Annotated in this window: 27 protein-coding genes; 16 read left to right on the top strand and 11 right to left on the bottom strand. The window is 62.5% G+C overall.

All coding sequences use genetic code 11. The annotated features are described in order from the left end of the window. Positions 1 to 34: 34 nt before the first annotated feature. On the top strand, positions 35 to 430 hold the full coding sequence (locus AC5FRV_RS18005; protein ID WP_493562468.1) for a CHY zinc finger protein: 396 nt from the start codon (positions 35 to 37) through the stop codon (positions 428 to 430). Positions 431 to 515: 85 nt separating this feature from the next. Here the strand turns inward: AC5FRV_RS18005 and AC5FRV_RS18000 are convergent, their stop codons facing one another. Continuing rightward, a complete protein-coding gene (locus tag AC5FRV_RS18000) occupies positions 516 to 1,499 on the bottom strand; it encodes a formyltetrahydrofolate deformylase (RefSeq protein WP_493562467.1) in 984 nt (327 codons plus the stop codon). Between the two features lie 257 nt (positions 1,500 to 1,756). Between AC5FRV_RS18000 and AC5FRV_RS17995 the strand changes: the two genes are divergently transcribed. From AC5FRV_RS17995 to AC5FRV_RS17960, 8 genes are all read left to right on the top strand, one after another. Beyond that, positions 1,757 to 2,821 carry a PKD domain-containing protein gene (locus AC5FRV_RS17995; protein ID WP_493562466.1) on the top strand — a complete coding sequence of 355 codons (1,065 nt, stop codon included), beginning with the start codon at positions 1,757 to 1,759 and terminating at the stop codon, positions 2,819 to 2,821. An 87-nt stretch (positions 2,822 to 2,908) separates the two neighbouring features. Continuing rightward, the gene (locus tag AC5FRV_RS17990) at positions 2,909 to 3,517 is read left to right on the top strand and encodes a hypothetical protein (protein ID WP_493562465.1); all 609 of its coding nucleotides are present in this window, start codon (positions 2,909 to 2,911) and stop codon (positions 3,515 to 3,517) included. Positions 3,518 to 3,605: 88 nt separating this feature from the next. After that, positions 3,606 to 3,860 carry a phosphoribosylformylglycinamidine synthase subunit PurS gene (gene purS / locus AC5FRV_RS17985; RefSeq protein WP_089813971.1) on the top strand — a complete coding sequence of 85 codons (255 nt, stop codon included), beginning with the start codon at positions 3,606 to 3,608 and terminating at the stop codon, positions 3,858 to 3,860. Positions 3,861 to 3,912: 52 nt separating this feature from the next. After that, the gene (gene purQ, locus AC5FRV_RS17980; RefSeq protein ID WP_493562464.1) at positions 3,913 to 4,590 is read left to right on the top strand and encodes a phosphoribosylformylglycinamidine synthase I; all 678 of its coding nucleotides are present in this window, start codon (positions 3,913 to 3,915) and stop codon (positions 4,588 to 4,590) included. 61 nt (positions 4,591 to 4,651) lie between these two features. Beyond that, positions 4,652 to 5,365, top strand: coding sequence for an ABC transporter ATP-binding protein (locus AC5FRV_RS17975; RefSeq protein WP_493562463.1), 714 nt, complete (start codon positions 4,652 to 4,654; stop codon positions 5,363 to 5,365). Between the two features lie 55 nt (positions 5,366 to 5,420). After that, on the top strand, positions 5,421 to 6,662 hold the full coding sequence (locus tag AC5FRV_RS17970; protein ID WP_493562462.1) for an ABC transporter permease: 1,242 nt from the start codon (positions 5,421 to 5,423) through the stop codon (positions 6,660 to 6,662). Between the two features lie 223 nt (positions 6,663 to 6,885). Further along, positions 6,886 to 7,194: a DUF7967 family protein gene (locus tag AC5FRV_RS17965; RefSeq protein ID WP_493562461.1), complete on the top strand. Its 309-nt coding sequence runs from the start codon at positions 6,886 to 6,888 to the stop codon at positions 7,192 to 7,194. A 112-nt stretch (positions 7,195 to 7,306) separates the two neighbouring features. Beyond that, the gene (locus tag AC5FRV_RS17960) at positions 7,307 to 7,474 is read left to right on the top strand and encodes a hypothetical protein (protein ID WP_493562460.1); all 168 of its coding nucleotides are present in this window, start codon (positions 7,307 to 7,309) and stop codon (positions 7,472 to 7,474) included. Positions 7,475 to 7,603: 129 nt separating this feature from the next. Here the strand turns inward: AC5FRV_RS17960 and map are convergent, their stop codons facing one another. Next, on the bottom strand, positions 7,604 to 8,500 hold the full coding sequence (gene map, locus AC5FRV_RS17955; RefSeq protein WP_493562459.1) for a type II methionyl aminopeptidase: 897 nt from the start codon (positions 8,498 to 8,500) through the stop codon (positions 7,604 to 7,606). Positions 8,501 to 8,758: 258 nt separating this feature from the next. Between map and glmU the strand changes: the two genes are divergently transcribed. The 4 genes from glmU to AC5FRV_RS17935 all read left to right on the top strand — a co-directional run bounded on the left by glmU (position 8,759) and on the right by AC5FRV_RS17935 (position 13,054). Further along, entirely contained in the window at positions 8,759 to 9,952 is a 1,194-nt protein-coding gene (gene glmU, locus AC5FRV_RS17950; RefSeq protein ID WP_493562458.1) for a bifunctional sugar-1-phosphate nucleotidylyltransferase/acetyltransferase, read from the top strand. Further along, positions 9,952 to 11,742, top strand: a complete 1,791-nt coding sequence (gene glmS / locus AC5FRV_RS17945) for a glutamine--fructose-6-phosphate transaminase (isomerizing) (protein ID WP_493562457.1) — start codon at positions 9,952 to 9,954, stop codon at positions 11,740 to 11,742. Before glmU ends, glmS begins: the two co-directional genes overlap by 1 nt. Before the next feature lie 205 nt (positions 11,743 to 11,947). Next, positions 11,948 to 12,508, top strand: coding sequence for a DUF7437 domain-containing protein (locus tag AC5FRV_RS17940; RefSeq protein ID WP_493562456.1), 561 nt, complete (start codon positions 11,948 to 11,950; stop codon positions 12,506 to 12,508). A gap of 3 nt (positions 12,509 to 12,511) precedes the next feature. Next, entirely contained in the window at positions 12,512 to 13,054 is a 543-nt protein-coding gene (locus AC5FRV_RS17935; protein WP_493562455.1) for a PIN domain-containing protein, read from the top strand. An 88-nt stretch (positions 13,055 to 13,142) separates the two neighbouring features. Here AC5FRV_RS17935 and AC5FRV_RS17930 read toward each other — a convergent pair whose 3' ends face one another. The 7 genes from AC5FRV_RS17930 to AC5FRV_RS17900 all read right to left on the bottom strand — a co-directional run bounded on the left by AC5FRV_RS17930 (position 13,143) and on the right by AC5FRV_RS17900 (position 20,648). Further along, a complete protein-coding gene (locus tag AC5FRV_RS17930; protein ID WP_493562454.1) occupies positions 13,143 to 14,297 on the bottom strand; it encodes an RNA-guided endonuclease InsQ/TnpB family protein in 1,155 nt (384 codons plus the stop codon). A gap of 2 nt (positions 14,298 to 14,299) precedes the next feature. After that, a complete protein-coding gene (gene tnpA, locus AC5FRV_RS17925; protein WP_493562453.1) occupies positions 14,300 to 14,689 on the bottom strand; it encodes an IS200/IS605 family transposase in 390 nt (129 codons plus the stop codon). 308 nt (positions 14,690 to 14,997) lie between these two features. Continuing rightward, positions 14,998 to 16,575: a globin-coupled sensor protein gene (locus tag AC5FRV_RS17920; protein WP_493562452.1), complete on the bottom strand. Its 1,578-nt coding sequence runs from the start codon at positions 16,573 to 16,575 to the stop codon at positions 14,998 to 15,000. A gap of 122 nt (positions 16,576 to 16,697) precedes the next feature. After that, positions 16,698 to 19,034 (bottom strand): STT3 domain-containing protein, encoded by a 2,337-nt coding sequence (locus AC5FRV_RS17915; RefSeq protein WP_493562451.1) that lies wholly within the window; start codon positions 19,032 to 19,034, stop codon positions 16,698 to 16,700. A gap of 71 nt (positions 19,035 to 19,105) precedes the next feature. Then, positions 19,106 to 19,258, bottom strand: coding sequence for a hypothetical protein (locus AC5FRV_RS17910; RefSeq protein WP_493562450.1), 153 nt, complete (start codon positions 19,256 to 19,258; stop codon positions 19,106 to 19,108). A 14-nt stretch (positions 19,259 to 19,272) separates the two neighbouring features. Continuing rightward, positions 19,273 to 19,836: a hypothetical protein gene (locus AC5FRV_RS17905; protein WP_493562449.1), complete on the bottom strand. Its 564-nt coding sequence runs from the start codon at positions 19,834 to 19,836 to the stop codon at positions 19,273 to 19,275. A gap of 32 nt (positions 19,837 to 19,868) precedes the next feature. Continuing rightward, positions 19,869 to 20,648, bottom strand: coding sequence for a DUF4330 family protein (locus AC5FRV_RS17900; protein WP_493562448.1), 780 nt, complete (start codon positions 20,646 to 20,648; stop codon positions 19,869 to 19,871). A 240-nt stretch (positions 20,649 to 20,888) separates the two neighbouring features. Here AC5FRV_RS17900 and AC5FRV_RS17895 point away from each other — a divergent pair, with 240 nt between their 5' ends. Next, on the top strand, positions 20,889 to 21,206 hold the full coding sequence (locus tag AC5FRV_RS17895; RefSeq protein ID WP_493562598.1) for a toxin-antitoxin system TumE family protein: 318 nt from the start codon (positions 20,889 to 20,891) through the stop codon (positions 21,204 to 21,206). Between the two features lie 37 nt (positions 21,207 to 21,243). Continuing rightward, positions 21,244 to 21,666: an HVO_A0114 family putative DNA-binding protein gene (locus AC5FRV_RS17890; RefSeq protein WP_493562447.1), complete on the top strand. Its 423-nt coding sequence runs from the start codon at positions 21,244 to 21,246 to the stop codon at positions 21,664 to 21,666. A gap of 309 nt (positions 21,667 to 21,975) precedes the next feature. Here AC5FRV_RS17890 and AC5FRV_RS17885 read toward each other — a convergent pair whose 3' ends face one another. Next, a complete protein-coding gene (locus AC5FRV_RS17885; RefSeq protein ID WP_493562446.1) occupies positions 21,976 to 23,403 on the bottom strand; it encodes a sugar transferase in 1,428 nt (475 codons plus the stop codon). 227 nt (positions 23,404 to 23,630) lie between these two features. Here AC5FRV_RS17885 and AC5FRV_RS17880 point away from each other — a divergent pair, with 227 nt between their 5' ends. Beyond that, entirely contained in the window at positions 23,631 to 25,424 is a 1,794-nt protein-coding gene (locus AC5FRV_RS17880) for an ABC transporter ATP-binding protein (RefSeq protein ID WP_493562445.1), read from the top strand. Here the strand turns inward: AC5FRV_RS17880 and AC5FRV_RS17875 are convergent. Next, positions 25,406 to 26,441, bottom strand: a 1,036-nt coding sequence (locus AC5FRV_RS17875; protein WP_493562444.1) for a glycosyltransferase family 4 protein, incomplete at its 5' end; no start/stop codon positions are given. The genes AC5FRV_RS17880 and AC5FRV_RS17875 overlap by 19 nt on opposite strands.

Genomic DNA, 26,441 nt, shown 5'->3' with positions numbered 1-26,441 from the left:
GCTATCTCGCTCTTCAGGGGGACGACAGCAATCTATGACTGACCACACGGACGTGAACGGCACTCGTCGGCGAACCACGGCGCCCCCGGACGCTGACGACCGGTTCTCCGTCCCGCTTCGCGGCGTCGCCGTCGACCCTGCGACCCGCTGCGACCACTACGACTCGGACCGCGACGTGGTCGCGATACGGTTCGCCTGTTGTGACTGTTACTACCCGTGTTTCCGCTGCCACGAGACGGTCACCGATCACGAGCCCGAGCGAATCTCGCCGGATCGGTTCGACCGGCCTGCAGTCCTCTGCGGTGGCTGCGGCGTGACGCTGTCGGTCGACGCGTACCTCGACTGCGACGACAGCTGTCCCGAGTGCGGAGCGGCGTTCAATCCGGGTTGCCGGCGCCACCGGGACCGCTACTTCGCCGTCGGAGAATAAGTCGTCGTCCAGCGGTTAGTCGTCCGCCTCTGCGAACCGTCCGACTACGGGGTCGGGCACGCTCTTGCGAGCGGCCCTCCCTGGCCTAGTCGTCCGCTTCGACCTCGGCGTCCTCGTCGTCCGCTCCCGCGACGAACTCGCCGAGCCCGTCGATGGGTCGGTCTGGATTGATATCGTCGAGTTCGGCGGGTGCTCCCAGCTGGGCGTCGACGTCGTCGGCGTCCCGGAGCTTGGTCCGGCCGCGGTGGACGGTGACCTCGTCGGCGAGGTGGAGTCTGATGCCCTCCAGCAGCGCCTCGGCTTCCAGGGGCTGGCCGATCTGCTGGAGTTCCTCCTCGCTGGCGTCGTCGGGAACGTTGAACGCCCGCTGAGTGATGATCGGGCCCTGGTCGAGGTCCGTCGTCACGTAGTGGGCGGTGACGCCAGCGATGCGGACGCCCTCCTCGATGGCCTGCATGTACGCGGAGGCACCCGGGAACGAGGGCAACAGGCTCGGGTGGACATTGATGATCCGGCTCTCGTACCGGAAGACGACGTCGGGGCTGAGGATGCGCATGTAGCGCGCGAGGACGATCAGGTCCGCGTTGTACTCGGCCAGCAGGTCCAGCAGTTCGTCCTCGTCGGGGGTCCCCTTCTCGTCGCCGATGTCGTGGAAGGGGACGTCGTACTTCTCGGCGAGCGGCTGGAGGTCGGAGTGGTTGCCGATGACGACGTCGATGTCGGCCTCCAGGTCGCCGCTTGCCCACGCCTCGAACAGCGCCTCCAGGCAGTGACTCTCCTTCGTGACGAGGACGGCGATCGACTGGGTCTCGCGCTCGGCTGGGAAGCGAACCTGGACGTCGACGCCGAGGTTGTCCCCGAGTTCGTCGAGGTCCTCCCGGAGCTTCTCCTCCGTGCAGACCATCCCCTCGGTGTCCACGTGCATCGTCATCCGGAAGACGCCCTCGCGGACGGCCTGGTCCAGGTCCTCGATGTTGATGCTTCGCTCGAACAGCAGCGAGGTGACCTCCGCGATGAGGCCAGTGTCGTCCTCGCCGACGACGGTTATCTCCGTGAGGTGGCGCGTCATGTGGCCCACCTCGTCGCGCTACCGGCGGTCATTGCTCCAGAATCCGACAGCGCGAGCCAAAAGCCTTCGTGTTTCGACCACCCGCTCCTGCCACCGAGTCACAGCCATCGCTCACGGGGACCGTAGCTCCCGCTAGGACGGGACTCCGTTCGCACGACCCCATCAGAGCGTCCTCTCTCGTCGGGAACGAGCACCTATTAATTTCCCAGACACGAACCGAAATTTTATAACCCAATCCGGGACCAACTGGACGTACGATGGCACGGCTGGGGGTCACCGTCTTGGTAGTCGTCGCGATAGCGGTGCTGTTCGCCGGCGCCAGTGCCGCGGACGGGAACGAACCCCCGCTCGCGGAGGCCGGCCTCGACCAGACCGTCGACAACGGCACAACGGTCTACCTCGACGCCGGCGGCTCGGTGGACCCCGACGGCTCCCTCGCCACCGTGTCGTGGGAGATCACCGGTCCGGACGGAGCGAGTATCGACACTGCCGACGACGCCAGCGTCCGGACGCGGTTCACGCCCAGCGAGACCGGCAACTACACGGCGAACCTCACCGTCACCGACGACGACGGCGCGACCCGGACCGACATACTCTACGTCACCGTCGAGGAGTCGAGCGGTCCGTCGGTGGGTATTCTGGGGCCGGGAGAGACGACGCCGGACTCGCAGACATCGTTCGTTGTCAACGCCTCGGCCGGCAGCGCCAACCTCAGCCAGTTGTACTGGATCGAGAACGGCTCGGTCGAACGGACGGTCGACCTCTCCGGCGAGAACGAGACCGTGACGGTGAACCGTTCGTTCTCCGAGACGAAGCCCTACCGACTCAACGCCACCGTTCTCGACATGAAGGGGTACTCGCAAACCACGTCGCGCCTCGTCTACGTCGATTCCGGTCCCGTCCTCGGCAGTTCCAGTGATTACGAGCACTGTCCCGACGGCGGGTCACCGTACTTCGGCTTCGACGGCGAGTTCATCGGCTGTACTGGCGAAGGCGACGCCGACATGATCTACGAAGACCGAGTGCTGGAACAGAACGGCGAGGAAGGGCTGCAACTTTTCCAGGGCGGTACGGAACTGGTTGAGATGGTGAGCCAGGAAGCGATTGTCAATCTTCGAGAATCAATTAACTCACCTTTGACCAGAAGCACAGTAGATAATTCATATGATAGGGATACTCAGCCTAACTACAATACAAGAATCTCGAACAATGCCCCAGACCGATATCAATCGGAATCCGACTCATCTAGCTCTTCCGGTTCAACCGATGACGCAAGTGGCCCAACAGTCCCAACGCCGACATTACCACCTAATTACCCCTAGCAATAACTATGACGACATCAACGAATCTCTGCCACAATGGTTGGATAAGGAAAATGATAGGTCGTGTCTATTGGGGGTGCTCCCTAAATGATAAATGATTTAAAAATCTCTGGGGCAATTATAATATTACTAATATTTTTCTCTGGATGTAGTGATTTTCAGGCTAATACCACGCCAACTTCTATTGATGAAGACGAAACAGCGTCACCTTCCATAGATACCACTACTACCGAAATCAAGGTGTCAGAAACGAATACTGAGCTAGAAAACTTCTCAACGCGAGAAAAGTACGGTTATTTCATGGATGCGTATCTTGCTGGGTTGGGGGATAATGATATCACCGTAGTCAATACAACCATGGATGTTGACAACCAGACAGTTTTCTTAACTTATGAAATGAAGGCCCCAGAAAACAACCAGACCACTCGTAATGAATCAAGAGAACTTGCTAAGGGTTACGCTGCCACAGTAGATGGTTATTTGAACGAAAGTAGAACTTGGGCAGACGAATCATGGATTCCAAAATCAGTTAATGTAACGGCGATATCCCCTGAGGGAGGTGTTTACTATACTGGATATATGAGGTACAATGATGCGAAGGAAGTCAAAAATGGAAATATGAGTATATCCAAATTCATATTAAAATATTATAATACATTTGAGCCAGGGCCGGCGTTTTACAAGTACGAAAATTAATAAAATTTGAAATGGCTTGTTCTATGGTCAATAATTCATGCCCGCCAGAACACAAGCGTTTTCTCCGGCCCACACCGCCCAACACGTAATGACCGCGTACACTGCCACGGTGACGGTTCGGCTCAAGCGGGGCGTCCTGGACCCCGAGGCCGAGACCACCAAGCGCGCGCTCGACCGGCTGGGCTTCGAACTCGACGCGTTGCGCTCGACCGACCGCTACGAGATCGACCTCGACGCCGCGGACGCCGACGACGCCGCCGAGCGGGCCGGCGAGATGGCCGAGCGGCTCCTGGCGAATCCGACCATCCACGACTACGACGTGGAGGTCGAGCAGGCCGAATGACCGTCGCCGTCTCCATGACGACGACTCTCTGTTCCCACACGGGGTGGTCACTGTGACAGTCGCCGTCATCCGATTCGGCGGGTCGAACTGCGACCGCGACTCCGTGCAGGCGCTGGAGCACCTGGGTATCGACGCCGAGATCGTCTGGCACGAGGACGGCCTGCCCGAGGACGTCTCTGGGATCATGCTCCCTGGTGGGTTCTCCTACGGGGACTACCTTCGCGCGGGAGCGATGGCAGCGCGGTCGCCGATCATGGCCGAAGTCCGCGACGCAGCGAACGATGGTGTCCCGGTGCTGGGGGTCTGCAACGGCGCCCAGGTGGGCTGTGAGTCACGACTGACGCCGGGGGCGTTCACGACCAACGAGAGCGCGCGGTTTCAGTGCGAGCACGTCCATCTCCGCGTGGAGAACGCCGACACGCCATGGACCAGCGCGTACGAGGAGGGCGAGGTCGTCGAGTTTCCCATCGCCCACGGCGAGGGTCGCTACGAGATCGACGACGACCGCCTCGACGAACTCGAAGCCGACGACCGGATCCTGTTCAAGTACTGCGACGCCCAGGGCGAGGTGACGCCTGAGTCGAATCCCAACGGGTCGAAACACAACGTCGCTGGCATCGTCGGCGAGAGTGGCAACGTGGCAGTGATGATGCCCCACCCCGAGCGGGCGTCGCTCCCCGACATCGGGGCGGTCGACGGCCAGGGCGTCCTGCAGGGTTTCGCGGAGTAGTTTTCGGCCGCGTACCGGTACGTTCAAACCCGTTCCTTCGGACGTGTCGGCAAGATACGAGATGTCGCCGCCATCGGTTTCTGTGGACGAACTGGCGAAGCGCTACGGCGACGTACAGGCGCTGGACAGCGTCTCTTTCGAGGTCCGCCGCGGGGAGATATTCGGCCTCGTCGGCCCGAACGGCGCGGGCAAGTCGACGACCCTTCGGACGCTAGCGACGCTGTTGCACGTCGACGACGGCGACGTCACCGTCTGCGGACACGACGTCGAGCAGGCGGCGATCGACGTGCGGGAGTCGATACGGTACCTGCCCGACGAGGCCGGCGCCTACGAGTCCATCTCGGGGCGGAAGAACCTCCGGTTCGTCGCGGACTTCTACGGGGACGCCGACGAGTACGTGGCTCAGGGCGTCGAGATGGCCGACCTGGGCGAGCGCATCGACGACACCGCGGGCGAGTACAGCAAAGGAATGACGCGGAAACTGTTGCTCGCCAGCGCGCTGATGACCGAACCCGAACTGGTCATCCTCGACGAACCGACGTCGGGACTGGACGTGCGCAACTCCCGCAAGGTCCGGGAGATCATCAAGTCCTACCCCGACGAGGACCGCTCGGTTCTGCTGTCCTCCCACGACATGCTCGAAGTCGAGTACCTCTGTGACCGGGTGGGGCTGCTCGACGACGGACAGATCGTCGCCCAGGGGTCGCCCGCGGAACTGCTGGAGCGCTACGACGTTGCCAACCTCGAGGACGTGTTCATGGAGGTGGTCGCGTGAACGACCGTCGAGAGCGAGCGCGGCTACGCCGGACCGTCGGTCCGGAGGTGGTCTCGTGAGGCCCTTCCTCAGGCTCGTCTGGAAGGAGGCCCGCGAACTCCTCCGGCCCCAGTACATCCTCCCGATCCTGCTGATTCCGGTGCTGTTCGTCGGCATGGGGCAGGGCATCGGCGCGGTGGCTGATTCGGGTGCGGGCGACCCCATTGTCGGCGTCGTCGACCACGACGACGGGGAGTACGGGACCGTTGTCGCCGAGACGCTCCGGTCGGAGGCCAACGTCAGCTATCGGGGGACAGACCGGGAGGCCGCCATTCGTGAGACGCGGGCCGCCGACGGCGAGTCGGTGGTGGTGATACCGACGAACTTCTCGGAGCGGATCGAGAACGGGGAGCGCGGGACCGTCCACGTGTACACGGTCACCGACAGTGTCAGTCTGTTCGGCGCCGTCTCGTCGGCCGACGTCGAGCGCGTGCTCCAGCGCGCCGCGACGAACGTCACCGTGGCGAAGACGGGCGCGACGCGGGCCGAACTCGACCCCATTGGCCACTCGTACACGACTATCGTCCGCGGCGAGCGGATCGAGACATCTCCGGCCGAACTGTCGGCGACGCTGGCCGGCCAGTTCTTCTTCGTCCCGGCGGTGATCACCGTGACCATCCTCTTCTCCGGTCAGATGGTGATGAACTCGATGGCCAGCGAGACGGAGAATCGCACGCTGGAGACGCTGTTGACGATGCCGGTGCCGCGCCGGACCATCGTCGCCGCGAAACTGGTCGGCGGCTCGGCCATCGGCCTGTTCGCCACCGCGGTCTACATGGTTGGTCTGAGCTTCCTCCAGGTCGGCGGTGACTTCGCGGGTGGGGCGACCAGTGCGCTCACGCTCGGCGGGCTGGAATACGTTCTGATCGGGCTCTCGCTGTTCCTGGCGCTCGTCGGGACGCTGGCGCTCGCTCTCTCGCTCGGCATCTTCGCGGACAGTCAGCAGGGCGCCCAGATGCTACTCCTTCCCCTCGTCGGACTGACGATGGTGCCGTTCTTCATGACGATGTTCACCGACTTCACCTCGCTGTCGCTCCCGATGCAGGCTGTGCTGTTCCTCATCCCGTTCACGCACCCCGTCATCGCGCCCAAGCAGTTGCTGTTCGGCGGGACAGAGCTGGTCGTGGCCGGACTCGCCTACGAACTCGTCTTCGCCGCAGGGATGATCTACCTGACTGTCCGACTGTTCGACTCCGACAGACCGATCACTGGTCGCGCCGGCTGGTTCGACCGGCTCTTCGACCTCGTCCAGCGGTAGTCCGACGACGGTCTCCCGGTAGTCCGGCAGCTGTCCGGTGTCGACGTCGAGAGGATGGGAACGGGGTCCCGGAGCGTGTGACTTTAGCCCTGACCCCTAATTGTATAAAATATCTGCTGAACTAAAAACGTGTGGGTACCGGGGCGAAAGTGAAAGCGGCGTCTGGGACAGTATCACACCCGGACTGGGGAAAGGGGAAACGGCTGGCGTCCGAAGCACGAGCATGGTCGCGAACTCGGTGGACGAGGGCGAACCGGCGGCGAGCGACGAGGAACGCGTCTGGCTCGTCGAGCGCACCTACTCCGACGACGAACAGAACCTGATCATTCTCACCTACGCCACGCCCGACGGCCGCCGTGACTACCGGAAGGAACGGGCGCTCACGAGTTTCAGCGACTCGCGCGGGACGAGCGCATCGGTACTCGTCTCCCGCTCGAACCTCGGTGCCGTCGAGGACGAGGCGACTCGGGAACGGTACGCCACCGAAGTCGAACGAATGCGCGACGAACACGAGCCGTCGGACGACATCTAGCACCGCGGATGGAGTCGGTTCTGGTTGCAGGTTCGGTCTGCCGGACTGTCTGTTCAGTAGCCGTGTGAACTGATCGGCAACAATTTAGCAGTCCTACATGTCGTCGTTCGGTATGACTGGAGATGAACCGAACGTGAAAGCAATGTTTGCGGGGGTACAAATAACGTTGCTCGCGATCGTCTTCCTCATAGTGGGTGAATCAATCGATGCCCTTTCTGGAGTGGGATTGCTTCTCGCGGTAGCCGGGACTGCTGTTACCAGTATCGCCATTAAACGATGAGTGAAACCTCCTGTACTGACCACACGGCACGATTGTGAGAGGTCGCTTCGCAGCCGCGGTTGCTCTCAAGACAGCGACCACTCGCCTCATTCTCGGCGGGAGCAAGCAAAGAGAGCTGGAGTCCGAAACCTACCGCGACCGCGTGGTGACCTCACAGCCGTCCTCGGTGACGATGAGGGTGTGTTCCTTCTGGCTCACGAGTTCGCCCTCGGCCTCCTGGAGCACGGGGTAGCCGTGGACGATGTCGTTCTGCTTGAGCCGGCGGAGCGCCATCTTCGCGCGCGGCGAGTCGAGCCACCGGGCCGCGAAGGGGAGCGTCCTGAACTCCTCGGTGATCTGTTCGAGGACCTGGCGGGCGGCGCGGTTGCGCACCGTGCCCTCGCGTTCGAGCGCGAAGATCTCCTCGTCGGTGCCTTCGTTGACCTTGCCGCCGCCGGTGGTGGCGAACGGTTCGACGGCGACGACGTCGCCGACGTCGAAGGTCGCACCCTGGGCAATCTCGCGGTTCGGGATGTTCGGCTTGGTGTGTTGCTCCCAGTGGCCCAGGCCGTGGCCGGTGAGGTTGACGACGGGGTTGAAGCCGTGGCCCTCGATCTGCTCTTCGATGGCGGCGCCGACCTCGCCGGTGCTGACGCCCGGCGCGACGGTGTCGATGGCGGCCTCCAGCGCGTCCGCGGGGGCCTGCGCGAGGTCGTCGTTGCCCGACAGGTCCACCGTCACGGCGGTGTCAGCCAGCCAGCCGTCGACGTGGACTCCGATGTCGAGGTTCACCATCTCCTCGCCGAAGGTCGCCTCGTCGTCCTTGCTCGGCGTGGCGTGTGCGGCCTCGTGGTCGATGCTGATGTTGACCGGGAACGCCGGCTCGCCGCCGAGTTCGCGGATCTGATCCTCGGCCCACTCGGCGACTTCCAGGTGCGAGACGCCGACTTCGACCATCTCCGCGGCCTCGTCGCGCACGTCGGCCAGAATTCGCCCGGCTTCGCGGTGTTTCTCGTACTGCTCCGACTCCAGGTCCACGTCTGTCATGGCCGGAGTTTCGAGACTGCGGGCCTAATGGTTTGTCGTTGGCGGCGCTATCCAGTTTTGCCAGTCGGATTCTCGTGAACCAGCCGGGCCGATGCGAAGCAATGTCGTACCGGGTGTTCCTCTCCGGAGAATTGCCGATCAGTAGCGAGCGCGTTCCACAGAAAACTGGACGAACGGGCGGATTAGCCACCGTCTAGCGTTCTCGCGAACGGTAGTAGGGACACAACGTTGAAAGTGCCTCCCGCAGTCTACTGCTGTATGAGCGTTCGAACAGCCGTCGTCCTCGCGGCAGGTGAGGGGACCAGGTTGCGTCCGATGACGCGTAACCGCCCCAAGCCGATGCTGCCAGCGGCGAACCGCCCCATCCTCGAGTACGTCTTCGACGCGCTGATCGACGCCGGCATCAGCCGAATCGTCGCCGTCGTCGGCTACAAGCGCGACCGCGTCAAGGACTACTTCGGTCCCACGTACCGCGACGTCCCGATCTCCTACGTCACCCAGGCAAAACAGCTCGGCAGCGGCCACGCCCTCCTCCAGGCCCGCTCCGTCGTCGACGGCCCCGTCCTCGTCGTCAACGGCGACCGCCTCATCGACGGGGCGACGGTCGCCTCCGTCGTCGACCACTTCGAGGAGGACCAGGACACGCCCGCGCTCGCGGTGATCGAGCGCGCCGACGCACAGCGCTACGGCGCCGTCGACCTCCGCGACGGCGACCTCGTCTCCATCGTCGAGAAGCCCGACTCCAACCAGTACCGACTGATAAACGGGGGGATCTACGCCTTCCCGGAGAGCATCTTCGGCGCCATCGACGAGACGCCCCGCTCCGACGGGGAACTCGCCCTGACCGACACCATCGCGCGGCTCATCGAGCGCGGGCGCGTCCGGGCGATCATGACCGACGGGATGTGGGTCGACGCGACCTACCCGTGGGACCTGCTCGCCGTCGCCCGCGAGGTGCTCGCCCGCGGACGCGTCGTCGAAGACGAACGCGCCGACGGCGTCTGGGTCGACGACTCCGCGACGGTCCACGAGGACGCCACCCTCCAGGGCCCCGTCGTCGTCGGCCCCGACTGCGAGGTCGGCCCCAACGCCGTCGTCGGATCGAACACCGCGCTGGGCGACAACGTGACCGTCGGTGCGAACGCGACGGTCCAGAACTCGGTGCTCGACGTGGACGCGCGCGTCGACGCGGGCTCGACCATCATCGACGCCGTCGTCGGCCAGGACACCACGCTCGGCGCGAACACCACCATCCCGGGCGGCCCGGCCGACGTCCAGGTCGGCACCGACGTCTACGAGGACCAGCGACTCGGTGCGGTACTGGCCGACCGCGTGCGGGCCCGTGGCAACGTCTCGCTCTCCCCGGGCACGCTCGTCGGCCCGAAGGCGACGCTCCACTCCGGCGTGCACGCCTACGGCCACGTCGGCGAGGGCGTGGAGGTGGTGCGATAATGTGCGGGATAATCGGCTGTGCCGGCCGCGGTGAGGACACGCTCGACACGCTCGTCCACGGCCTCTCGAAACTGGAGTACCGGGGCTACGACTCGGCGGGCGTCGCGCTGGCCGACGAGAGCCTCGACGTGCGCAAGTGCGCCGGCGAGATCGAGGACCTGCGCGAGCACCTCAGCGGCATGACTGTCGAGGGGACCGTCGGCATGGGCCACACCCGCTGGTCGACACACGGCCCGCCGACCGACGAGAACGCTCACCCGCACCAGGACTGCACCGGAAACGTCGCCGTCGTCCACAACGGTATCATTGAGAACTACCAGTCCCTGCGCGACGAACTCGTCGCCGCGGGCCACACGTTCCACTCCGACACCGACACCGAGGTCGTCCCCCACCTCGTCGAGGACGCGCTGAACGACGGGCTGGACCCCGAAGCGGCGTTCCGACAGGCCGTCGGGCAACTCGAGGGGAGCTACGCCGTCGCGCTCACCGTCGCCGGCACCGAGTCGGTGTTCGTCGCACGTAACGACTCCCCCCTCGTGCTCGGCCTGGGAGAGGACGCGACCTTCTTCGCCAGCGACGTCCCCGCGTTCCGCGATTTCACCGACCAGGTCGTCTACCTGGACGACGGCGAGTACGCCCGCATCGGCCCCGACGGCTGGGAAGTGTCGGACGTCGACGGCACCGTCGTCGAGAAGGCGGTCGACACCGTCTCCTGGGACCCCGAGGAGACCGGCAAGAGCGGCTACGACCACTACATGCTCAAGGAGATTCACGAGCAACCACGTGCGCTCCGGCAGTGCCTGCGCGGGCGCGTCGACGAGCTCTCCGCCTCCGTCGACATCGGCGACCTGGGCGACCTCTCGCCAACGGGCGTCCAGTTCGTCGCCTGCGGCACGAGCTACCACGCGGCCTTCTACGCCGCCCAGCTGTTCCAGTCCGCGGGCATCCCCGCCCAGGCGTTCCTCGCCAGCGAATACGCCACCAGCCCGCCGCCCATCGGCGACGCGCTCGTCGTCGGCGTCACCCAGAGCGGGGAGACCGCTGACACCCTCTCCGCGCTCCGAGAGGCGCGCCACCGCGGCGCGCGCACGCTGGCTGTTACAAACGTCGTCGGCTCGACGGCGGCCCGCGAGTGCGACCACGCGCTGTACATCCGCGCCGGCCCGGAGATCGGCGTCGCCGCCTCGAAGACGTTTTCCAGCCAGCTCGGCGCGCTCAACCTGCTCGCGCTGGCGACGACGCGCTCCGACGAGGCCCGGGAGATCATCGCCGCGCTGCGCGACCTCCCCGGCCAGGTCCAGGAGCTCATCGACGACTCCGACGCGAAGGAAGTCGCCGAGCACTACCAGGACGCGGACTCGTACTTCTTCATCGGCCGGGGCCACATGCACCCCGTCGCCCTCGAGGGCGCGCTGAAGATGAAGGAGATAACGTACAAACACGCCGAAGGCTTCGCCGCGGGCGAACTGAAACACGGCACCCTCGCGCTGGTCACCGAGGACACGCCCGTCTTCGCCACGACGGTCGGCGACGGCGAGCAGGCGACCAAGACCGTGGGCAACGTCAAGGAGGTCGAGGCCCGCGACGCCCCCGTCGTCGCCGTCACCGACGGCCAGTCGGACATCGAACGCTACGCCGACCACGTCCTGACCATCCCGGAGACTCATCCGCGCGCCGCCGCGGTGCTGGCGAACGTCCAGCTCCAGCTGGCGGCCTATCACACCGCGAACTTCCTCGGGCGCTCCATCGACAAGCCGCGGAACCTGGCGAAGAGTGTGACAGTGGAATAAGAACGCTGCTGTCGTCCCCTTTCCAGTGAGCGCACCCATTCGACACCCGCCCTTGCTGTGACTACTGACATTTCATCAGACAGGCTCGAAACACCCTAGCTACGCGATAGAGAGCCACTGGAGATTGCCACAACCCACTGGTGTCTCGACGACTAATCCAGGGCAGCGGAAGGATTAATACACAATACATATAATATGGATCGTGATGTCGACGGATTATCGGCTCACTGACTCCGCCAACCCCGAGGAGACACTCAGTGACGTCCTCACCTACGCCGAACTGCTGACCACACCCCAGTTGGCCAGACTATACGTCTACGTCCTCCGAAACGGCCCGGTCGCTATCGAGAGGGTCAAGGAGGACCTCGACGTTCCCCACTCGACGACGTACAAGTACGTCGGCGAGCTCGAAGAGATGGGCATCCTGACGCGTCAAGAAGACGAGACGCCCACACGGATCTCCGTCGAACCGATTCACCTCACCGTCGACACCGATCACGGCGAAGTGGTCGCGACGCCCGTGCTCGTCGACGCCATCGGCCGACAGTACGACGACGAGGATATTCGGGTGTTCGTCGAGCGGCAGGGAATTCCGAAACTGGCGGCAGCGCTGCACTATACGCTCCGCGTAAGGGCCGGCGAAATGACACAGCGGACGGCCGCCAACAAGCTCGACGTCCACCCCGTCGAGGGAACGACCGTCATCACGGCTCTCCAGGACGTCCTCGAAGACGCGACCGCGTACGACCCGTACGTGGAGCCCTGAGAAATGCAGGGGCCGGAGCTTCCGCGCGGGAGCATCGCGATCGTCGACACCAGCGTCGTATTCGCAATGGGTGGCCCGTCGAACGACAAGTACCAGGCGTTCGAGAGCTACGTCACTCGGCGAGACATCGCTGTCCGGATCCCCGACCACGTCGCCGAAGAACTCGGTGAGAGTCCGGAGACCTACCGATATCAGCGTGACCGGCTTCGGTCGGCGCAAGATGCGGGCTGGCTCGATCGGGCCGAGGTCGATTTTACCGATCCCGAGGTCTCCGACGCGATCGACAGAACGCGTGAACGGATCTTCAGTCTCTCCGCGGACGACGTCACGGAAGACGAAGTCGAGACGACCGACGCCGTCCTCGCTGGTCTGGCGTACCAGTACGCGACCGACCAGTCGTCACACGTGGCAGTCCTGGTCAGCGACAGACTTGCCGAGCGGGCGATCGCCGACGTGCTCGCAACGATGGGCGTCGAGGAGTCGACTGTCGTCATCGAGGGACGGGCGTTCCTGAACGAACGGCTCGTCGATGAGGATGGCCTGTGATGACCTGCCGAAACCACTCTCGGGCCTCCTAGCAGCCGAGTCGGTACGGACATTTGCAGACAGTGCGCCACCTGACATCCTCCCACGGCTAAAGCCGTGGGGTTCCCCCACTGGGGGTTGAACCCACGGAAACGGAGAGGTTCGCAGGTTCGTCGTCACGATGGACGATGACCTGCGTTTCGGGCTGTGCCAGTACAGCCCCCGCCTCGGACAGCGGTTTTGAGAACTTGCCCAGGGCTCGTTTGCCGATATTCAGCGCACCGTTCTTGTCCGCGTTGTCGTCCAACCCACACTCGGGACACTCGAACCGTCCCTGCGTCTCTCGGACACCTTCGCAGGCACATCGATTGCACGTCTTCGACGTGTCGTATTCTCCTACCAACTGCACGTCGATACCTGCGCCGTGGGCTTTGTACTCGATGTAGTTGAGCAGGCGGGCGAACGGCATCTTGTGGGTCTTGTCGTTGACGTACCGTCCCTTGTCGTTGTCCTTGCGGATGCCACCGAGGTCGCCCACGACGATGACTGCGTTCCGTTCGTCGGCGTCGTCCACGATCTGTCGAGCAATCTTGTGGAGGCGGTCGTCCACCTTCCGCGCTTCTGCATCACCGATACGCTCCACGACCTGCTGTCCCTGTCGGGGTTTGGCCTTCCCGATGGACTTTCGCAACTGCTTGTAGTGTTCGCGGATACGACGGACTTCCTCGCCGTAGAATGTAGTTTTGCGGTCGGAGAGGAACGCGCAGGTAGCTACCCACCGTGCGCCCATGTCGATGGCCAGCACGTCGTCGTACTCGTCTTTGACGGTCACAGACCGCTTGACGACGAGGTGAACGTACCAGTCACCGTTCCGGTACACCAGTTCGCTGTCCCGAATATTACCGTCACGGACGAGTTGTTCGTCCTTCCGAGGGACGTGTGCGGGACACCAGATGGAGTTGCCCCGTCCCCGTTCGGGGTCGTAGACGGGGACGCTGACCCACCACGACGACAGGACGGTGTCCTCGTCGTGGGATACGTCGAACACGTCGTTGCGAAGCACGACGGGTTGTTCGGTGTCGGAGTTCGGGTCTTTCTGTCGCTGAACCTTCGACGCCTGCTGGTCGGTCGCAGAGTAGAGGTCGGCGTCTCCGCCGTGAACCGCGGTCTGGAACGCCTCGTACTCCCGAGCGAGCAGGTCAGCCTTCCTGGTGGTGAGCGAGTGGAGTTTGACCCGCACCGTGGTCGAGACATTCCGTTGCATGGCTATTCCCCTGCTTGGGCGTCGATGTACTCCTCGATGATCTCGCTGGATACATCGCCCGCACTCGAGACGAAGTACGAGCGCGTCCACAGCGTCGGCAGGCCGAAATCAAACTCGTCGCGGAGGTGCCGAGAAGAATAGCCCTTGACCTGTTGCATTATCTTGTTCGGAGCGAGCGTCGGGTCGCCCGTGATAAACAGGTGGACGTGGTCAGAGCGAATCGCCAACTCCAAGATTTCGAGGTCGAGTTCGTCGGTTTTCTCCTCGATGAGTGCTTCGAGACGGTCGCGTACCTCGCCAGTCAGTACCGACTTGCGGTACTTCGGACACCAGATGAAGTGGTACTGGAGTTTGTGAACCGAGGTACGTTCCCTGTCGAACCCACGAGGCATCGTCAATATATAGAATTCCCACACCTATAGATGTTACTTAATTGTCTAACCCCAGTCATGCCTACGGATGTGGATAGATTCCCAGTTGTCGGCTTCATCCCACCCCTTTAGGGGTGGGCTTTCGCCTCGATACCGCTGTAAAATACAGTCGTTAAGAGCAGCACAACCGCGCCTCGTCGGGCCGCTGCGTCGCTCGCCAACGTCCAGTTGCAACTTGCGAGCTACCACACCGCGAACTTCCTCGGGCGCCCCATCGACAAGCCGCGGAACCTGGCGAAGAGCGTCACCGTGGAGTAGGCGCCGACGGGTCACTCGGTCAGTCGGTCGACGGTCTCGCGGATCTCACTCACTTTCACGGTCTGTTCCTCGTTGGCCGCGGCGACAGACTCGATCTCGTCGGCGACGCGGTCGGCCTGTGCGACGAGTTCGTCGGCCATGCTCGCGACTTCCTCCGTCGACGCGGCCTGGTCGTCGGTCGCGTCTGAGACCTCGCGAATGCCCTGGGACGCCTCGGCGACGGCGTCGGCGATGTCCTGGAGCGTCTCCATGGCGGATTCGACCTGTGCCATTCCGCGGTCGACCTCGTCGGTCGTCTCCTCGAGACTCTCGACGGCGCTGGTCGTCTCGGCCTTGATGTCGTCGACCATCCCCTCGATTTCGCCGGCGTGCTCCTGTGACTCTTCGGCGAGGCTCTTGACCTCGTCGGCGACGACGGCGAAGCCATCGCCCGCCTCACCCGCCCTGGCGGCCTCGATGGACGCGTTGAGCGCGAGCATGTTCGTCTGATCGGCGATGTCGTTGATCACCTCGACGATTTCGTCGATCTCGTCGATGCGTTCGTGGAGCCTGTCGACGTCCGCGACGACGTCCTGTGAGGACCCCGTCACCCGTTCCATCACTTCGATGGCTTCCGTCGCAGCCGCACGGCCGTCCGAGGCCAGTTCCTCGGCGCGTTCGCTGGTTGCTGCGACTTCGTCCGCAGTGGCGGCGATCTCCTCGACTGTCGCGCTCATGTTCCCGACCTCGCTCCCGACGTCGGCCATCGACTCGGCCTGTGAATCCGCGAGTGCGGTGATCTCGTCGGCGCTGTCAGCCACGTCAGTGGCCGACTCGTGCAGGCCCTCGATCGGCTGGGCCAGGTCCCGCTCTACCTCGCGCATCAGTGCCTCCCGCTGTTCGATCGACGCCTCCAGTTCCTGACTGTACGAGTGGATGTACGTGTCCGCGACCACCTGCATGTCCAGGTTGATGATACGCAACACGGCGAGCATCTCTTCGAGCCCCCGGTCCAGTTCGTCGCGGACGGTCGACCGGACCGACGGCCCCGCGTCGGCCTGCGCGGCGACGGCACCGCCGTCACTCGCGAGCGGTCCGTCCTCGCCCGCGGCGGCGCCGTCCTCCCCCGTCAGCCGCTCGACCAGCCGATCCTCGACACGGTCGAACAATAGCGGGAAGACGAGGTCGTAGTAGACGCCGTACTGGCCGACGTAGTGTTTCATCGGCATCTCCAGCATGTCGTGGATCTTCCCGATGCGGGCCCGGTCCCTGAAGTAGTCCATGCCGTACTCGCCGCTGGCGAGCGTCACGAGGTAGGCCGACTGGGTCCGTTTGAGCTGTTCGAGGCCTTTCTCGGACCGGCCGAAGATCGCCGTCGTCTGGTCGTGACCGGTGAGGTTCTCGTAGAACTCGTCGGCGATCTCCTCGGTGTGGTCACGGAACATCGACTCCAGATTCGAGAGGTGTCGTTCGTCCGTCTCGTCGAATCCGACGAACTCCTTGCGCCACGCGATCTCCCGTTCGTCAAGCCCGCACTCGTCGACGAGGGCGTCGACGTCGAGCCGGGCGTTCATCGCTCCGTGCCCGAACTCGTTCGACCAGTCTTTCATACGTCGGGTCCGGTAGCGGGCGGCCTAAAGCTGACTGCCGATTTTTCATCGGTGATAACGCTCGCGTCAGGCGGATTTCCGGACGTGGTGACCAGTCGAACGCGACGAGCGAGGGGCGCCGTTCACTCGGCCCGCGAACCGGACACCGTCGTTCCGTTCCGCACTGCCGACTCGTTCACTGTCACCTCGCGCGTCTCGCCGTCGGCCACCACTCGATACGTCCCAGGGTGGGCCACCGGGACGCTGTAGGTCCCGTCGGCGTTGACCGTCGTCTGGCGCTCGTAGGTGAACTCGGCGTTCGGGAGAGAGACGTCCGTCGCGAGCGAGACTGTCGCGTTGGCCGGGGCGTTGCCCGTCACCGTCGCGCCGGGCACGACGGCGTAGGCGACGCGCGACTCGCCCGGGGCGACGTAGAGCGCGCGGTAGTGTGCGAGGCCGGGCGTCCCGTCGGACCGACTGCCGTACGTTTCGGTCAACTGCTGGTACGTCGTTCCCTCGCCGCTGGTCGGCCGGCCCGTCTCGAGGACGACGTAGCCGACGCGGCCCTCCAGCCGGTCGTAGGACTCGTCGGGGTTCGAACTCCGGATGAATCGGTCGTAGTTCGACTGCGCGTAGCCGTAGCTCCGGGACTCGCCGCTGACGAAGTAGTTGTAGTGGCGGTTCTGCCCCCACTCGCTGAGGACGTAGTTGTCGGGGTACGCCTGGCCGAGGTCGGCCGAGTGCTCGGCGAGGAACTGCGAGGTGTGATACGTATCGTCGGTGATGGTCACCTGGCTCGTCTTGACCGGGACCTGGACGATGCCGAGACTGGCGACGAGGACGAAGAGCAGGACCAGCGTCCCGAGCTGGGTGCGATTTGGTAGGCGCAGACGTTCGACGCGGTCGCCGATCGGGCCCGCGGCGTCGATCCAGGCGGCGACCCAGACGAAGCCGTAGCCCGCGAAGACGGCGGCGAAGGCCGCCAGTTCGCCGACGAAGCGGACCTGGAACGTCGCGAGCAGGAAGAAGTACCAGCCGTAGACGCTCGCGACGAGCCAGCGGTCGTCGTCGACCGCGCGCCAGGCACCCATGGCCATGAACGGGAGCGCGAGCGCGAGCGCGAAGCCGAACAGGTAGAGAAAGCCGAACGAGTCCGGGGAGAGCAGCCCGGCCGTCTCGGCGATGCTGTCGCTCCTGAAGAGTCGGTCCAGTTCGCTCTGGAGGCGCGTCCAGTACTCGGGGAGCGCGGCCCGGAAGAGGAGGAAGCCGACGACGGCGCCGACCGCGTCGACGGCGGCCAGGTGCCGGACGTCGTCGGTGGTTCGATGGATGGCCTCGGCGGCCAGGAGCGCGCCGACGGCCCCGACGAACAGTAACGCGGGGGCGAACGCCACTTGCTGCGTGTGCCAGCCCACGACGACGTGGACGAGCGCAGCGAGCGCGGCCCCGGTGAGTATCCCGACGACGATCGGAACGCCCTGACGGAGCGGCGAGCGGCCCGCGTGGATGTCGGCGAGCGCCTTCGCGACGACGACGAGGCCCACTGCGAGTACGAGGAGCGGGCCCGCTTCCCAGGCCAGGGTCTGGGCAGCGATAGCGATGCCCAGTGCGGTGCTCACGGCCCACGTGCGCGGCGCTCGAAGAGCTGACCCTCCCGTCCGCGCGAGCGCGACGAGGCAGAGCGCGGTCGCAGCGAGCCAGGGAAAGTCGAAGGCGTGGTGGTCGGCGAAGCCCAGGCTCGTCCGCAGTGCGTGGCCCGGAATCAGCGCGAAGACGAGGACGGCAGCGACGCCGACGCGCCTGTCGTCGGTCACCCACACCGCGACGAGGTAGACCATCGCGGCCGTGACGACGGCCGAGACGACGGGATACCACGCGAGGACGTGGCCGGCGACGTCGGGGGTACCGCCCAGGAGTTCTGACACCCACCACAGCGTCGCCACAGTGAGCGGTTCGCCCTTCTGGACCGCGTTGGGAAGCGTCGCCAGCGCGCTCAGGTCGAGAATGTTCTCGCCGGAGGCCAGCGCCTGCTCGACCCAGTAGCGGTAGTAGTACGGGTCGTTGCCGGAGAGGACGACGTTCCCGTCGCGGTAGACGGACTGGATGGGGTGGGCGCGGACGAGCCCGACGAACACGATGGCCGCGGCGACGATGGCGGCCGAGATCCGGTCGATGGTGGTGGTCGGGAGTTCGAACGAGGGGACGGTGCGGCCCGACGCGTCCTCGGCGTCGGTGGTGACCGCGCCCGCGTCACCGTTCAGGGCCGCGCGGGCGGCGGCGGGGTCGGCGACCCGGTAGTCGTCGCCGGCGCGCTCGACCACGCCGCGCGAGACGAGTTCCCCGAACGGCCCAGAGTCGACGGGGACGTCGTCGAACGACCAGGTGTCCTCGTGGTCGTCGACGGCGAGAACTGCTTCGAGGGGGTCGGCCAGGTCGGGACGCTCGTCCAGGAGCTCGGCCGGGCCGCCCGCGTCTGTCATGTACGTGTGCTGTCCGCTCGCGAGAATAAAGTCACCGGGTTTCGTGCCGCGCCGATTTCAGCAGCAGAAGGCTACTCGTCTGCGAGCGCGTCGTACGTCTCCCGGTTCCGTTCGCGGTCGAGTGCAGCGAGACGACGAATCGCTGTTCGTCGTTCCTCCGGACTGTCTGCGGTACGCACCGCTTCGCGGAGGCGTTCGCGTTCGGCGTCCAGATCGTCAGTCATGTCACGTGAGAACGTTACGTTCGTTCGTCATCCTCAGGAGGATCTGGCGGGACGAACAACGCCACCGCGATTCGGCCGACGTAGCTCTCTCTGAGTTCCTCCAACGTCCAGTCGACGCGCAGGCCGAGGAGAGCGATCGCGGTGAGAAAACAGAGGGCCGCGAGCGCGGTGTCGCTGGCGCTGTTCCAGGAGAGGACGAACTGGACGGCAAGGACGCCCAAGAGGAGTGCGCTCGACAGCTGGACCGGCGCGGCCCGGAACGCGGTGGTCGTTCGCTCCGCGTTCGTTCGGACGCCCGACCCGTCCCACGCGCGAGCGGCGTGGGGCGCGAGCCAGTCGAGGACGGCGATGACCGGGCCGACGGTCCACGTCTCCCGGAGGTCGATGACGACGACGTCCGGGTCTGGCTCGGCGGTGAGCCAGCGGAAGAGGTACGACTGGCGAGTGATCGCGGCGAGTCGAGTGAGGCTTCGGCCGAGTAAGGACCTGCGATAGGCCTCGTCGAGGTGAGTACTACTGGTTCCCCATCGCTGGACGACCGAGTGAAGTATCGAATGCTCGTAGTAGTGGCCGATCATGATAGCTGAGCTTCTGCAGTGGACGTGACGCGTTAGCTGTCGGCTGGTTCGGGAAGCTCCGTCGTGCCGACTTCGTGGAGCCGGCCGCGGACGACGACCGTGTCCGTGACGACGGTGACCGGGTTGTCGACGCGGAGCGACTGGCCGTCGAAGACGGGGCCAGTCGTTCGGTCCCAGGCACGCAGTTCGACGCCGAGCCACACCTGCTGGCGGTCGCCGTTGGTCTCACCGCGTCGGACTGACTCGACGGTGGCGACGGTCTCGCCAGCGATGGTCGCCTCCTGACCCTCCTCGACGGCCTGGGCGACCGACGAGGTGACGTTCGCCGATAGGACGACGGGAACTTGCTGGGTGGGTATCGACGCCGTCGACTGGTTGACGGCGACGGTGTTGGCGGTAACGCGATAGGATCCGGTGGTCAGTTGCGTGGACTGGCCGCCGTACAGCTGGTTTCCGTTCACAGTGAACTCCTCGTCGTATGCGACCGTGGTGACGACGTGGACCGACCCACCGGGCGTGAAGCTCCGGTAGACGTCGCTGACGTTGTAGTGCTCGCCGCCGTCGACGAATCGTACTGTGTCGTTATTCCGGAGCGTCGCGGCAGAGCTCTCGTAGGGAACGGTGTAGGAGAGCGTCGCGTATCGCGTGGATTCTGAATCCGTGTCGTTCGTCCCGCCAGCGTCGGGTGAGTCCTGTCCCCCGACGACCAGCGCGACGCCCGCAGCCACGACGGCGAGGACCAGCAGCACGACCAGGGCGTCGACGACGTTCACGACGCCGAACAGGCGCCCCTTCTCGTCGAGTATCTCCATTATGCGTTTGGTTGGAGTAGCCTGTGAAAGTCGTTGTGTTCGAGGGTCGGAGGTAAGTTGGGAGTGTGGATGCCGGTAGTATTCGTGGTGCAATTGCGAAGAGGGGCTCCCATCGGCATTGACCCGCAACTCGATGTGACGTAGTGAACGGAGCGTTGTATCTGATTACCGGTCAGGAACCGCGACCGTTGGATAATATCCCAACAGTTTTCCTGTTGGGAGAGAAACCAACGGGTAGGGATCACAGGCTACTCGACTCGGGCCAACTACACCCACGTCGAAGACGGGTTGATCGAGTCGGTGACCGTTCGCGAGACAGATCAGCTCGACAAATATCCGTCTGGGTGGGACTACAAATTCCACCTGGGAACGACTGACGGCCTGGGTCTCCTCCGCTACGACAACGCCCACGAATCCACGAAAGGACACGAACGGCACGTCGGGGCAGACCAGAGTACGATCGAATTCCCCGGGATCGAACCACTCATCGTGCAATTCTGGGGTGAAGCGGACGCGTACTGGAACGCCGCCGGTGGCGACCCGCCCCGTCGATACTGACAACGGCCTCGAATCCACAACCTGCTACCTACGCACCATGACCACGCTCCACATCACGATCGAAGACCGCGACTCCCTGCGAGAGGAAACGCTCCGGCAGATCGACGACGCGTCGGCCGGCGACGAGGACGACGTCGAGCAATGGGGAGATCGGCGCGTCCTGAGCTTCGGTTCCTACGACGACCTCGTCGAACACCTGTCACCGATGCGGCTCTCGTTGGTCCGTGCCATCGCCGAGCACGAACCGGAAAGCATGCGCGAGACCGCCCGAATCGTCGACCGTGACGTCTCTGACGTCCACGGCGACCTCAAACAGTTAGCGCTCCTCGACGTCATCGAATTAGCGGACAGCGGGCCGGGACAGTCGACTCAACCTATCGTCCCGTACGACCGCATCGAGGTCGACATCGCCGTCCCGCTCGTCGACGACGAGCCCTCGTCCGATAAGGCCGAAGTGTAGTCAGTACCGGCGATCATCGGATGGAATACGATAGAGCGAACTCGCAGGAAGCGACGTACCTACCGCAAACACGGAGAAAGCCCTCGGCGCGCTCGGCTCGTGCGACTCGTTGCGCGCCTCACTTTGTTCGGTGCTTATTCCGGGAGAGCAAGCTCTCCCGGCGTTCGCCTTGTTCCACTCGGCTCACCTTCGTCGGACTTCGTCGACCGCACCTCGCCCTTTCAGTCCACCAGGAGTTCCTCACGTCGCCTTGCTGTTACTCGGCGGAAAGGCAAACGATAGCTCCGGTTTAGAGTTACCCACCGTAGATTACGCCTCGTCCTCGTCCGGCCAGCCGAAGATGATGGACGCGGCGTCGACGACGACGCCGTAGATCTGTCGGGTGACGATCTTCAGGTCGAACCAGAACGACTGCTGGCGGATGTACTCGATGTCGTAGCGGAGCTTTCGGTCGGGGTCCGTACTGGAGACGCCGTTGATCTGGGCGAGGCCGGTGAGGCCCGGTTTGACGAACCAGCGCTTGCGCCAGTTGCTCACCGACTGTTCCAGGTGGTGTTCCTCGTCGGTCCAGACCGCGCGCGGGCCGACGACGCTCATGTCGCCCCGGAGGATGGCGAAGAGCTGTGGAATCTCGTCGAGGTGGGTCTTCCGGAGGACGCGCCCGATCCTGGTGATGCGGTGGTTCTCGCCGTCCTCGGAGGGCCGGACGTCCGCCTTCCCGTCGGTCATCGTCCGGAACTTGTAGACGGTGAACGTCTCGCCGAACTCCGCGGTCCGGCGCTGGCTGTAGAGGATCGGTCCCGGTGTATCGAGTTTGATGGCAACGGCTATGAGGACCATCACTGGAGAGAGGAGGACGATGCCCGTCGCGGCGAAGACGGCGTCGAAGAGTCGCTTGACGGCATAGTCCTGCCAGTCCCACGGTTCGAGGTCGGTGTTGACGAGTTCGTCACCGGTCGATTCGGCAACGAGTACGCGGTCTGCGTGGTCGCGGTGGACGAACGCCCGGACGCCGTGCTGATGGCAGGTGGCGAGCGTCCCGAAGAACTCCTCGCGGTCGGGCGTGTCGAAGGCCAGGAGGACCGTGTCGACGTCGTGTTCGACGAGGACGTCGTCCAGTTTCGAGAGGCCCCCGAGTCTGGAATGGGCCGGGACAGTGTCCGTCGTGACGCCACCGTCTGTGACGCGGGCGGTGATGGCCGGGCCATCGTCTGGTGTGACGCTCGCAGGAGAGACGTATCCGAGGATGGGCATCTCGGCGGCGTCGTAGAGTCGTTCGATGGTCGAACGGTCGTCACCGACGATGACGGCGCGCGTCGGAGAGAGTGGGCGGCGTCGGATGGTGACGAACCAGATGGGGAAGACGACGCCAAGCATGGCGACAGTTGCGATGAGTGTAGTGCGCGGGAGGCGCGTCGACCAGTCGAAGTATCCGATGGTCGCGAGCGCCGTCGCAGCCAGGAACGTCCGCTTGTGCGTCAGCGCGACGGCGTCGAGGATGCGGCGGGGTTGTGGCTTGAAAAGCGGCCAGAGGGCCGCGAGGACGATGATAGAGGTGGTTAATATCTCGTCGATGAGATCGCCGTTCGTCTTGGTTATTGGCTGGAGATTGTCGAGGACCGGCATCGAGGTGACGAGTATCTGGATCAGGGGGTGGTTGGCGACGACAACGGCGATGGCAGTAAGCACCAGTGCGCCGCCGACGGCGAAAATCCGGTACCGCAAGCCGGTTCCCATTGGTGTATTGAGGTAGAAACGAGTTAATAAACTCTGTGGGAACGGGTCCACTTCAGTTCGTCAGGACGGTCTATGAGTGGACTGATATCGGATAGAACACGAAAGGATGAGCCGTCTCCCCAGTGATAAAACAGCATCGGGTTATCGAGCCGACTATTGTGAGAATCGAATATACTAAGCCAAGCTATGAACAAATCGTTGTATAGGTTTAGCTTTCGATTCTCATTATGAGGGACTCATTTAGAAAACGACTGAAGGCCATTCTCGAAGTCGCGCACTACAACCCATCGTTCGTAGTTGGCGTTATCGTTCTAAGCATCGTAGCAGCTGTCCTCGAGGGAATTGGGCTGAGTTTTCTCCTCCCGATAATTCAAGAAGCGGGTGCTACTGAAGCCGGTGGCGACAATGGCGGACGCCTCATTCAGATATTCACGGCCGCCTACAACTTCATCGGCGTACCGTTTACTCTGGGCTACATCATTGCAGGAGTCTCAGCAGTCATCTCACTTCGATATATTTCGTCGTTTATCGTTACGTGGCTTCGTTTTTCTATTCAAACAAACTATGTGAGAACACTTCAGCGAGAAACCTTCTCAAAGACTCTCGATGCCCGCATTTCCTATTTCGACCAGCGCGGGTCTGACAAGATACTCAACGCTATCGTCACGCAATCCAAGCAAGCAGGCGAGGTCATTTCCTGGCTCATCCGAATCGTTCAGGAATCGATGCTGTGTTTGATGTACCTAGCTCTATCGCTTTATCTGGCACCGGTGTTGACCATCGCGACTGGCATCATCCTTGGTGCGCTCACGTACAGTATTCGGTCAATTCTAACATCCGGATACGATGTCGGTGACAAGGTTGCAGAGGCCAACGAATCAATTCAGACCTCAGTCCAGGCGGGAACGCAAGGCATCCGGGACGTCAAACTATTCGGAGTCACCGCACGGGTTTATGACGAGTTCAATGAAGCGGTTGACCGGTTTGCCAAGTCAACTATTTTACTGCGACGAAACGAAGCTGCGATTCAAAACATCTATCAACTACTTACTGCTGTCGTCGTCTTCGGGCTCATCTACGTGGCAGTTGAGGTTGCAGCGCTCTCGCTTGCGTCCCTCAGCGTCTTCCTGTTTGCCATGTTTCGGCTGGCTCCGCGAGTGAGCACCCTTAATAATCTCATTTACAAAGCAGAGGGTAACCTTCCACATCTGGTTCGTACTCAGAATTTCGTCGATGAACTCGAAGAAGCTCGCGAAGACGATAGCGGCTCCGAGGAGCCACCGAAATCAATAGACACCCTCAGTTTTGACAGTGTTTCGTTCAGCTACGAAGAAGATGAAACGGTTCTATCCGACATCTCGTTCCAGATCGATAGCGGGGAGTTCGCTGCCTTCGTCGGTATGTCAGGGGCTGGTAAGTCTACGATTGTTTCGCTTCTCACTCGACTGTATAACCCCGATAGCGGCTCGATCAATGTTAATGGGATGCCGATACACGAAATTGAACTCGCGGCGTGGCGCCGAAAAATATCAATAGTCAGACAGGACCCGTTCATCTTCGATGAATCGCTAAAATACAACGTGGCACTTGGCCGCCCATCGGCGAGCGACGAAGAGATCAGGGAGGCCTGTCGAATCGCGCACGTAACGGAATTCGTCGACGACCTCCCGCGTGGATACGACTCTAGACTCGGTGACGACGGTGTTCGACTTTCCGGAGGGCAACGTCAGCGGATCGCTATCGCACGAGCGCTGTTGACTGATTCGGAGATAATCGCCCTCGACGAGGCGACGAGTGACCTCGATTCCCATCTTGAAGAGAACATCCACCAGGGAATTGAAACGCTCAGCGGAGAGAAAACGTTAGTCGTTATCGCCCACCGACTCTCCACTGTCGAGAACGCGGATGTGATTTATACGCTAGATGATGGAGAGATTATCGAACAAGGAACGCATTCGAAGCTGATCGAGAACGACGAAGTCTACGCGGATCTCTACGAAATTCAGTCACAGACCGCTTGATATGTCCGTTTTAGCTGTTTGAATGTTTTTGCGATGTCATAGTTCTCAGCATTGGCGTGTGCCTCCCTTTTATAGTAGGCCTCATTGTCATAAAAATCTTGAAGAGAATTTGACAGAGACGCCGGATTACCGCGTTTGAAGAAAATTGTACTGTCACCAATGACATTCTCACGGAAAACCCCATCATCAGTAGCGATACAGGGAGTGCCACATGCGAGAGCTTCGATCTTCGTTGTCGCCTCGGCTTCTGCATAACTCGGAAGTATAAACGCATCTGCACTCCGGTAGTATTTCGCTAATTTTCGGCGTGGCATCCAGCCCTCAAAGTGAACTCTGTCTGCGACAGCCTGATATTTCGTCTCCAGAGAGGTTTCAACCTCGTTGGCACCAATCACGCGAAGATGAATGTCATTATTTACAATATCTAAGCTATCAAGTAGAACCCCAAGTCCTTTAAACTGACTCGTTGACTTCCCACCGACAAACAAGATCTCCTTCTCATACCCTAATCTAGGGGCCTCAGGTCCGTCGGCGTAGAACACGTCTCTTGGCACGCCCGAAGGTAAAACATCTATAATGTTCTCAGGCAAGCCTCGTTGAATCAGGGCATTTCGTTTCACATAGTCACTAAAACATACGAAACGGGTATGGTCGACGGTAGTGTAATGGGCAAGTAGAAATCTGAGTTTCTCAACTTCTTCTCCATACAGTTCCATCCTCTCAACACGGCCAGGATCATACTCATTCAAGATCGAAACTGTTTCCGAGCTAAGCGTTTCTATCGGTCCATGTGTCTTCCAGGTGAGATTTGGACCAATCACAATAGGCTTCCCGATCGAGGCCCAAATAAGTGGGAACATATACCAAGCATTAGAGGATACATGAACAACATCAACTTTTGAAGAGCGTCGTAGAACTTCCTTGGTAATACGAAGGTAATCATAGAACCGATTATCCAAAATCTTATGATTGGCCTCCATGCTGTCGGAACCTTCCGGTACATCAACTGAGAACGGT

The organism is Halomicrobium sp. HArcel3 (assembly GCF_058933135.1).
This window is presented reverse-complemented; position numbering and strand designations above follow the sequence as displayed.

What these genes read in the sequence shown, in the direction of transcription:
- purS (WP_089813971.1), top strand. Translation starts at nt 3,606, where the DNA reads ATGACCGCGTACACTGCCACGGTGACGGTTCGGCTCAAGCGGGGCGTC.
- AC5FRV_RS17990 (WP_493562465.1), top strand. Translation starts at nt 2,909, where the DNA reads ATGATAAATGATTTAAAAATCTCTGGGGCAATTATAATATTACTAATA.
- AC5FRV_RS17995 (WP_493562466.1), top strand. Translation starts at nt 1,757, where the DNA reads ATGGCACGGCTGGGGGTCACCGTCTTGGTAGTCGTCGCGATAGCGGTG.
- AC5FRV_RS17890 (WP_493562447.1), top strand. Translation starts at nt 21,244, where the DNA reads ATGACCACGCTCCACATCACGATCGAAGACCGCGACTCCCTGCGAGAG.
- AC5FRV_RS17935 (WP_493562455.1), top strand. Translation starts at nt 12,512, where the DNA reads ATGCAGGGGCCGGAGCTTCCGCGCGGGAGCATCGCGATCGTCGACACC.
- AC5FRV_RS17960 (WP_493562460.1), top strand. Translation starts at nt 7,307, where the DNA reads ATGACTGGAGATGAACCGAACGTGAAAGCAATGTTTGCGGGGGTACAA.
- AC5FRV_RS17900 (WP_493562448.1), bottom strand. Translation starts at nt 20,648, where the DNA reads ATGGAGATACTCGACGAGAAGGGGCGCCTGTTCGGCGTCGTGAACGTC.
- map (WP_493562459.1), bottom strand. Translation starts at nt 8,500, where the DNA reads ATGACAGACGTGGACCTGGAGTCGGAGCAGTACGAGAAACACCGCGAA.
- tnpA (WP_493562453.1), bottom strand. Translation starts at nt 14,689, where the DNA reads ATGCCTCGTGGGTTCGACAGGGAACGTACCTCGGTTCACAAACTCCAG.
- AC5FRV_RS17880 (WP_493562445.1), top strand. Translation starts at nt 23,631, where the DNA reads ATGAGGGACTCATTTAGAAAACGACTGAAGGCCATTCTCGAAGTCGCG.
- AC5FRV_RS18000 (WP_493562467.1), bottom strand. Translation starts at nt 1,499, where the DNA reads ATGACGCGCCACCTCACGGAGATAACCGTCGTCGGCGAGGACGACACT.
- AC5FRV_RS17910 (WP_493562450.1), bottom strand. Translation starts at nt 19,258, where the DNA reads ATGACTGACGATCTGGACGCCGAACGCGAACGCCTCCGCGAAGCGGTG.
- glmU (WP_493562458.1), top strand. Translation starts at nt 8,759, where the DNA reads ATGAGCGTTCGAACAGCCGTCGTCCTCGCGGCAGGTGAGGGGACCAGG.
- AC5FRV_RS18005 (WP_493562468.1), top strand. Translation starts at nt 35, where the DNA reads ATGACTGACCACACGGACGTGAACGGCACTCGTCGGCGAACCACGGCG.
- AC5FRV_RS17940 (WP_493562456.1), top strand. Translation starts at nt 11,948, where the DNA reads ATGTCGACGGATTATCGGCTCACTGACTCCGCCAACCCCGAGGAGACA.
- AC5FRV_RS17930 (WP_493562454.1), bottom strand. Translation starts at nt 14,297, where the DNA reads ATGCAACGGAATGTCTCGACCACGGTGCGGGTCAAACTCCACTCGCTC.
- AC5FRV_RS17885 (WP_493562446.1), bottom strand. Translation starts at nt 23,403, where the DNA reads ATGGGAACCGGCTTGCGGTACCGGATTTTCGCCGTCGGCGGCGCACTG.
- AC5FRV_RS17975 (WP_493562463.1), top strand. Translation starts at nt 4,652, where the DNA reads ATGTCGCCGCCATCGGTTTCTGTGGACGAACTGGCGAAGCGCTACGGC.
- AC5FRV_RS17915 (WP_493562451.1), bottom strand. Translation starts at nt 19,034, where the DNA reads ATGACAGACGCGGGCGGCCCGGCCGAGCTCCTGGACGAGCGTCCCGAC.
- AC5FRV_RS17920 (WP_493562452.1), bottom strand. Translation starts at nt 16,575, where the DNA reads ATGAAAGACTGGTCGAACGAGTTCGGGCACGGAGCGATGAACGCCCGG.
- glmS (WP_493562457.1), top strand. Translation starts at nt 9,952, where the DNA reads ATGTGCGGGATAATCGGCTGTGCCGGCCGCGGTGAGGACACGCTCGAC.
- AC5FRV_RS17965 (WP_493562461.1), top strand. Translation starts at nt 6,886, where the DNA reads ATGGTCGCGAACTCGGTGGACGAGGGCGAACCGGCGGCGAGCGACGAG.
- AC5FRV_RS17905 (WP_493562449.1), bottom strand. Translation starts at nt 19,836, where the DNA reads ATGATCGGCCACTACTACGAGCATTCGATACTTCACTCGGTCGTCCAG.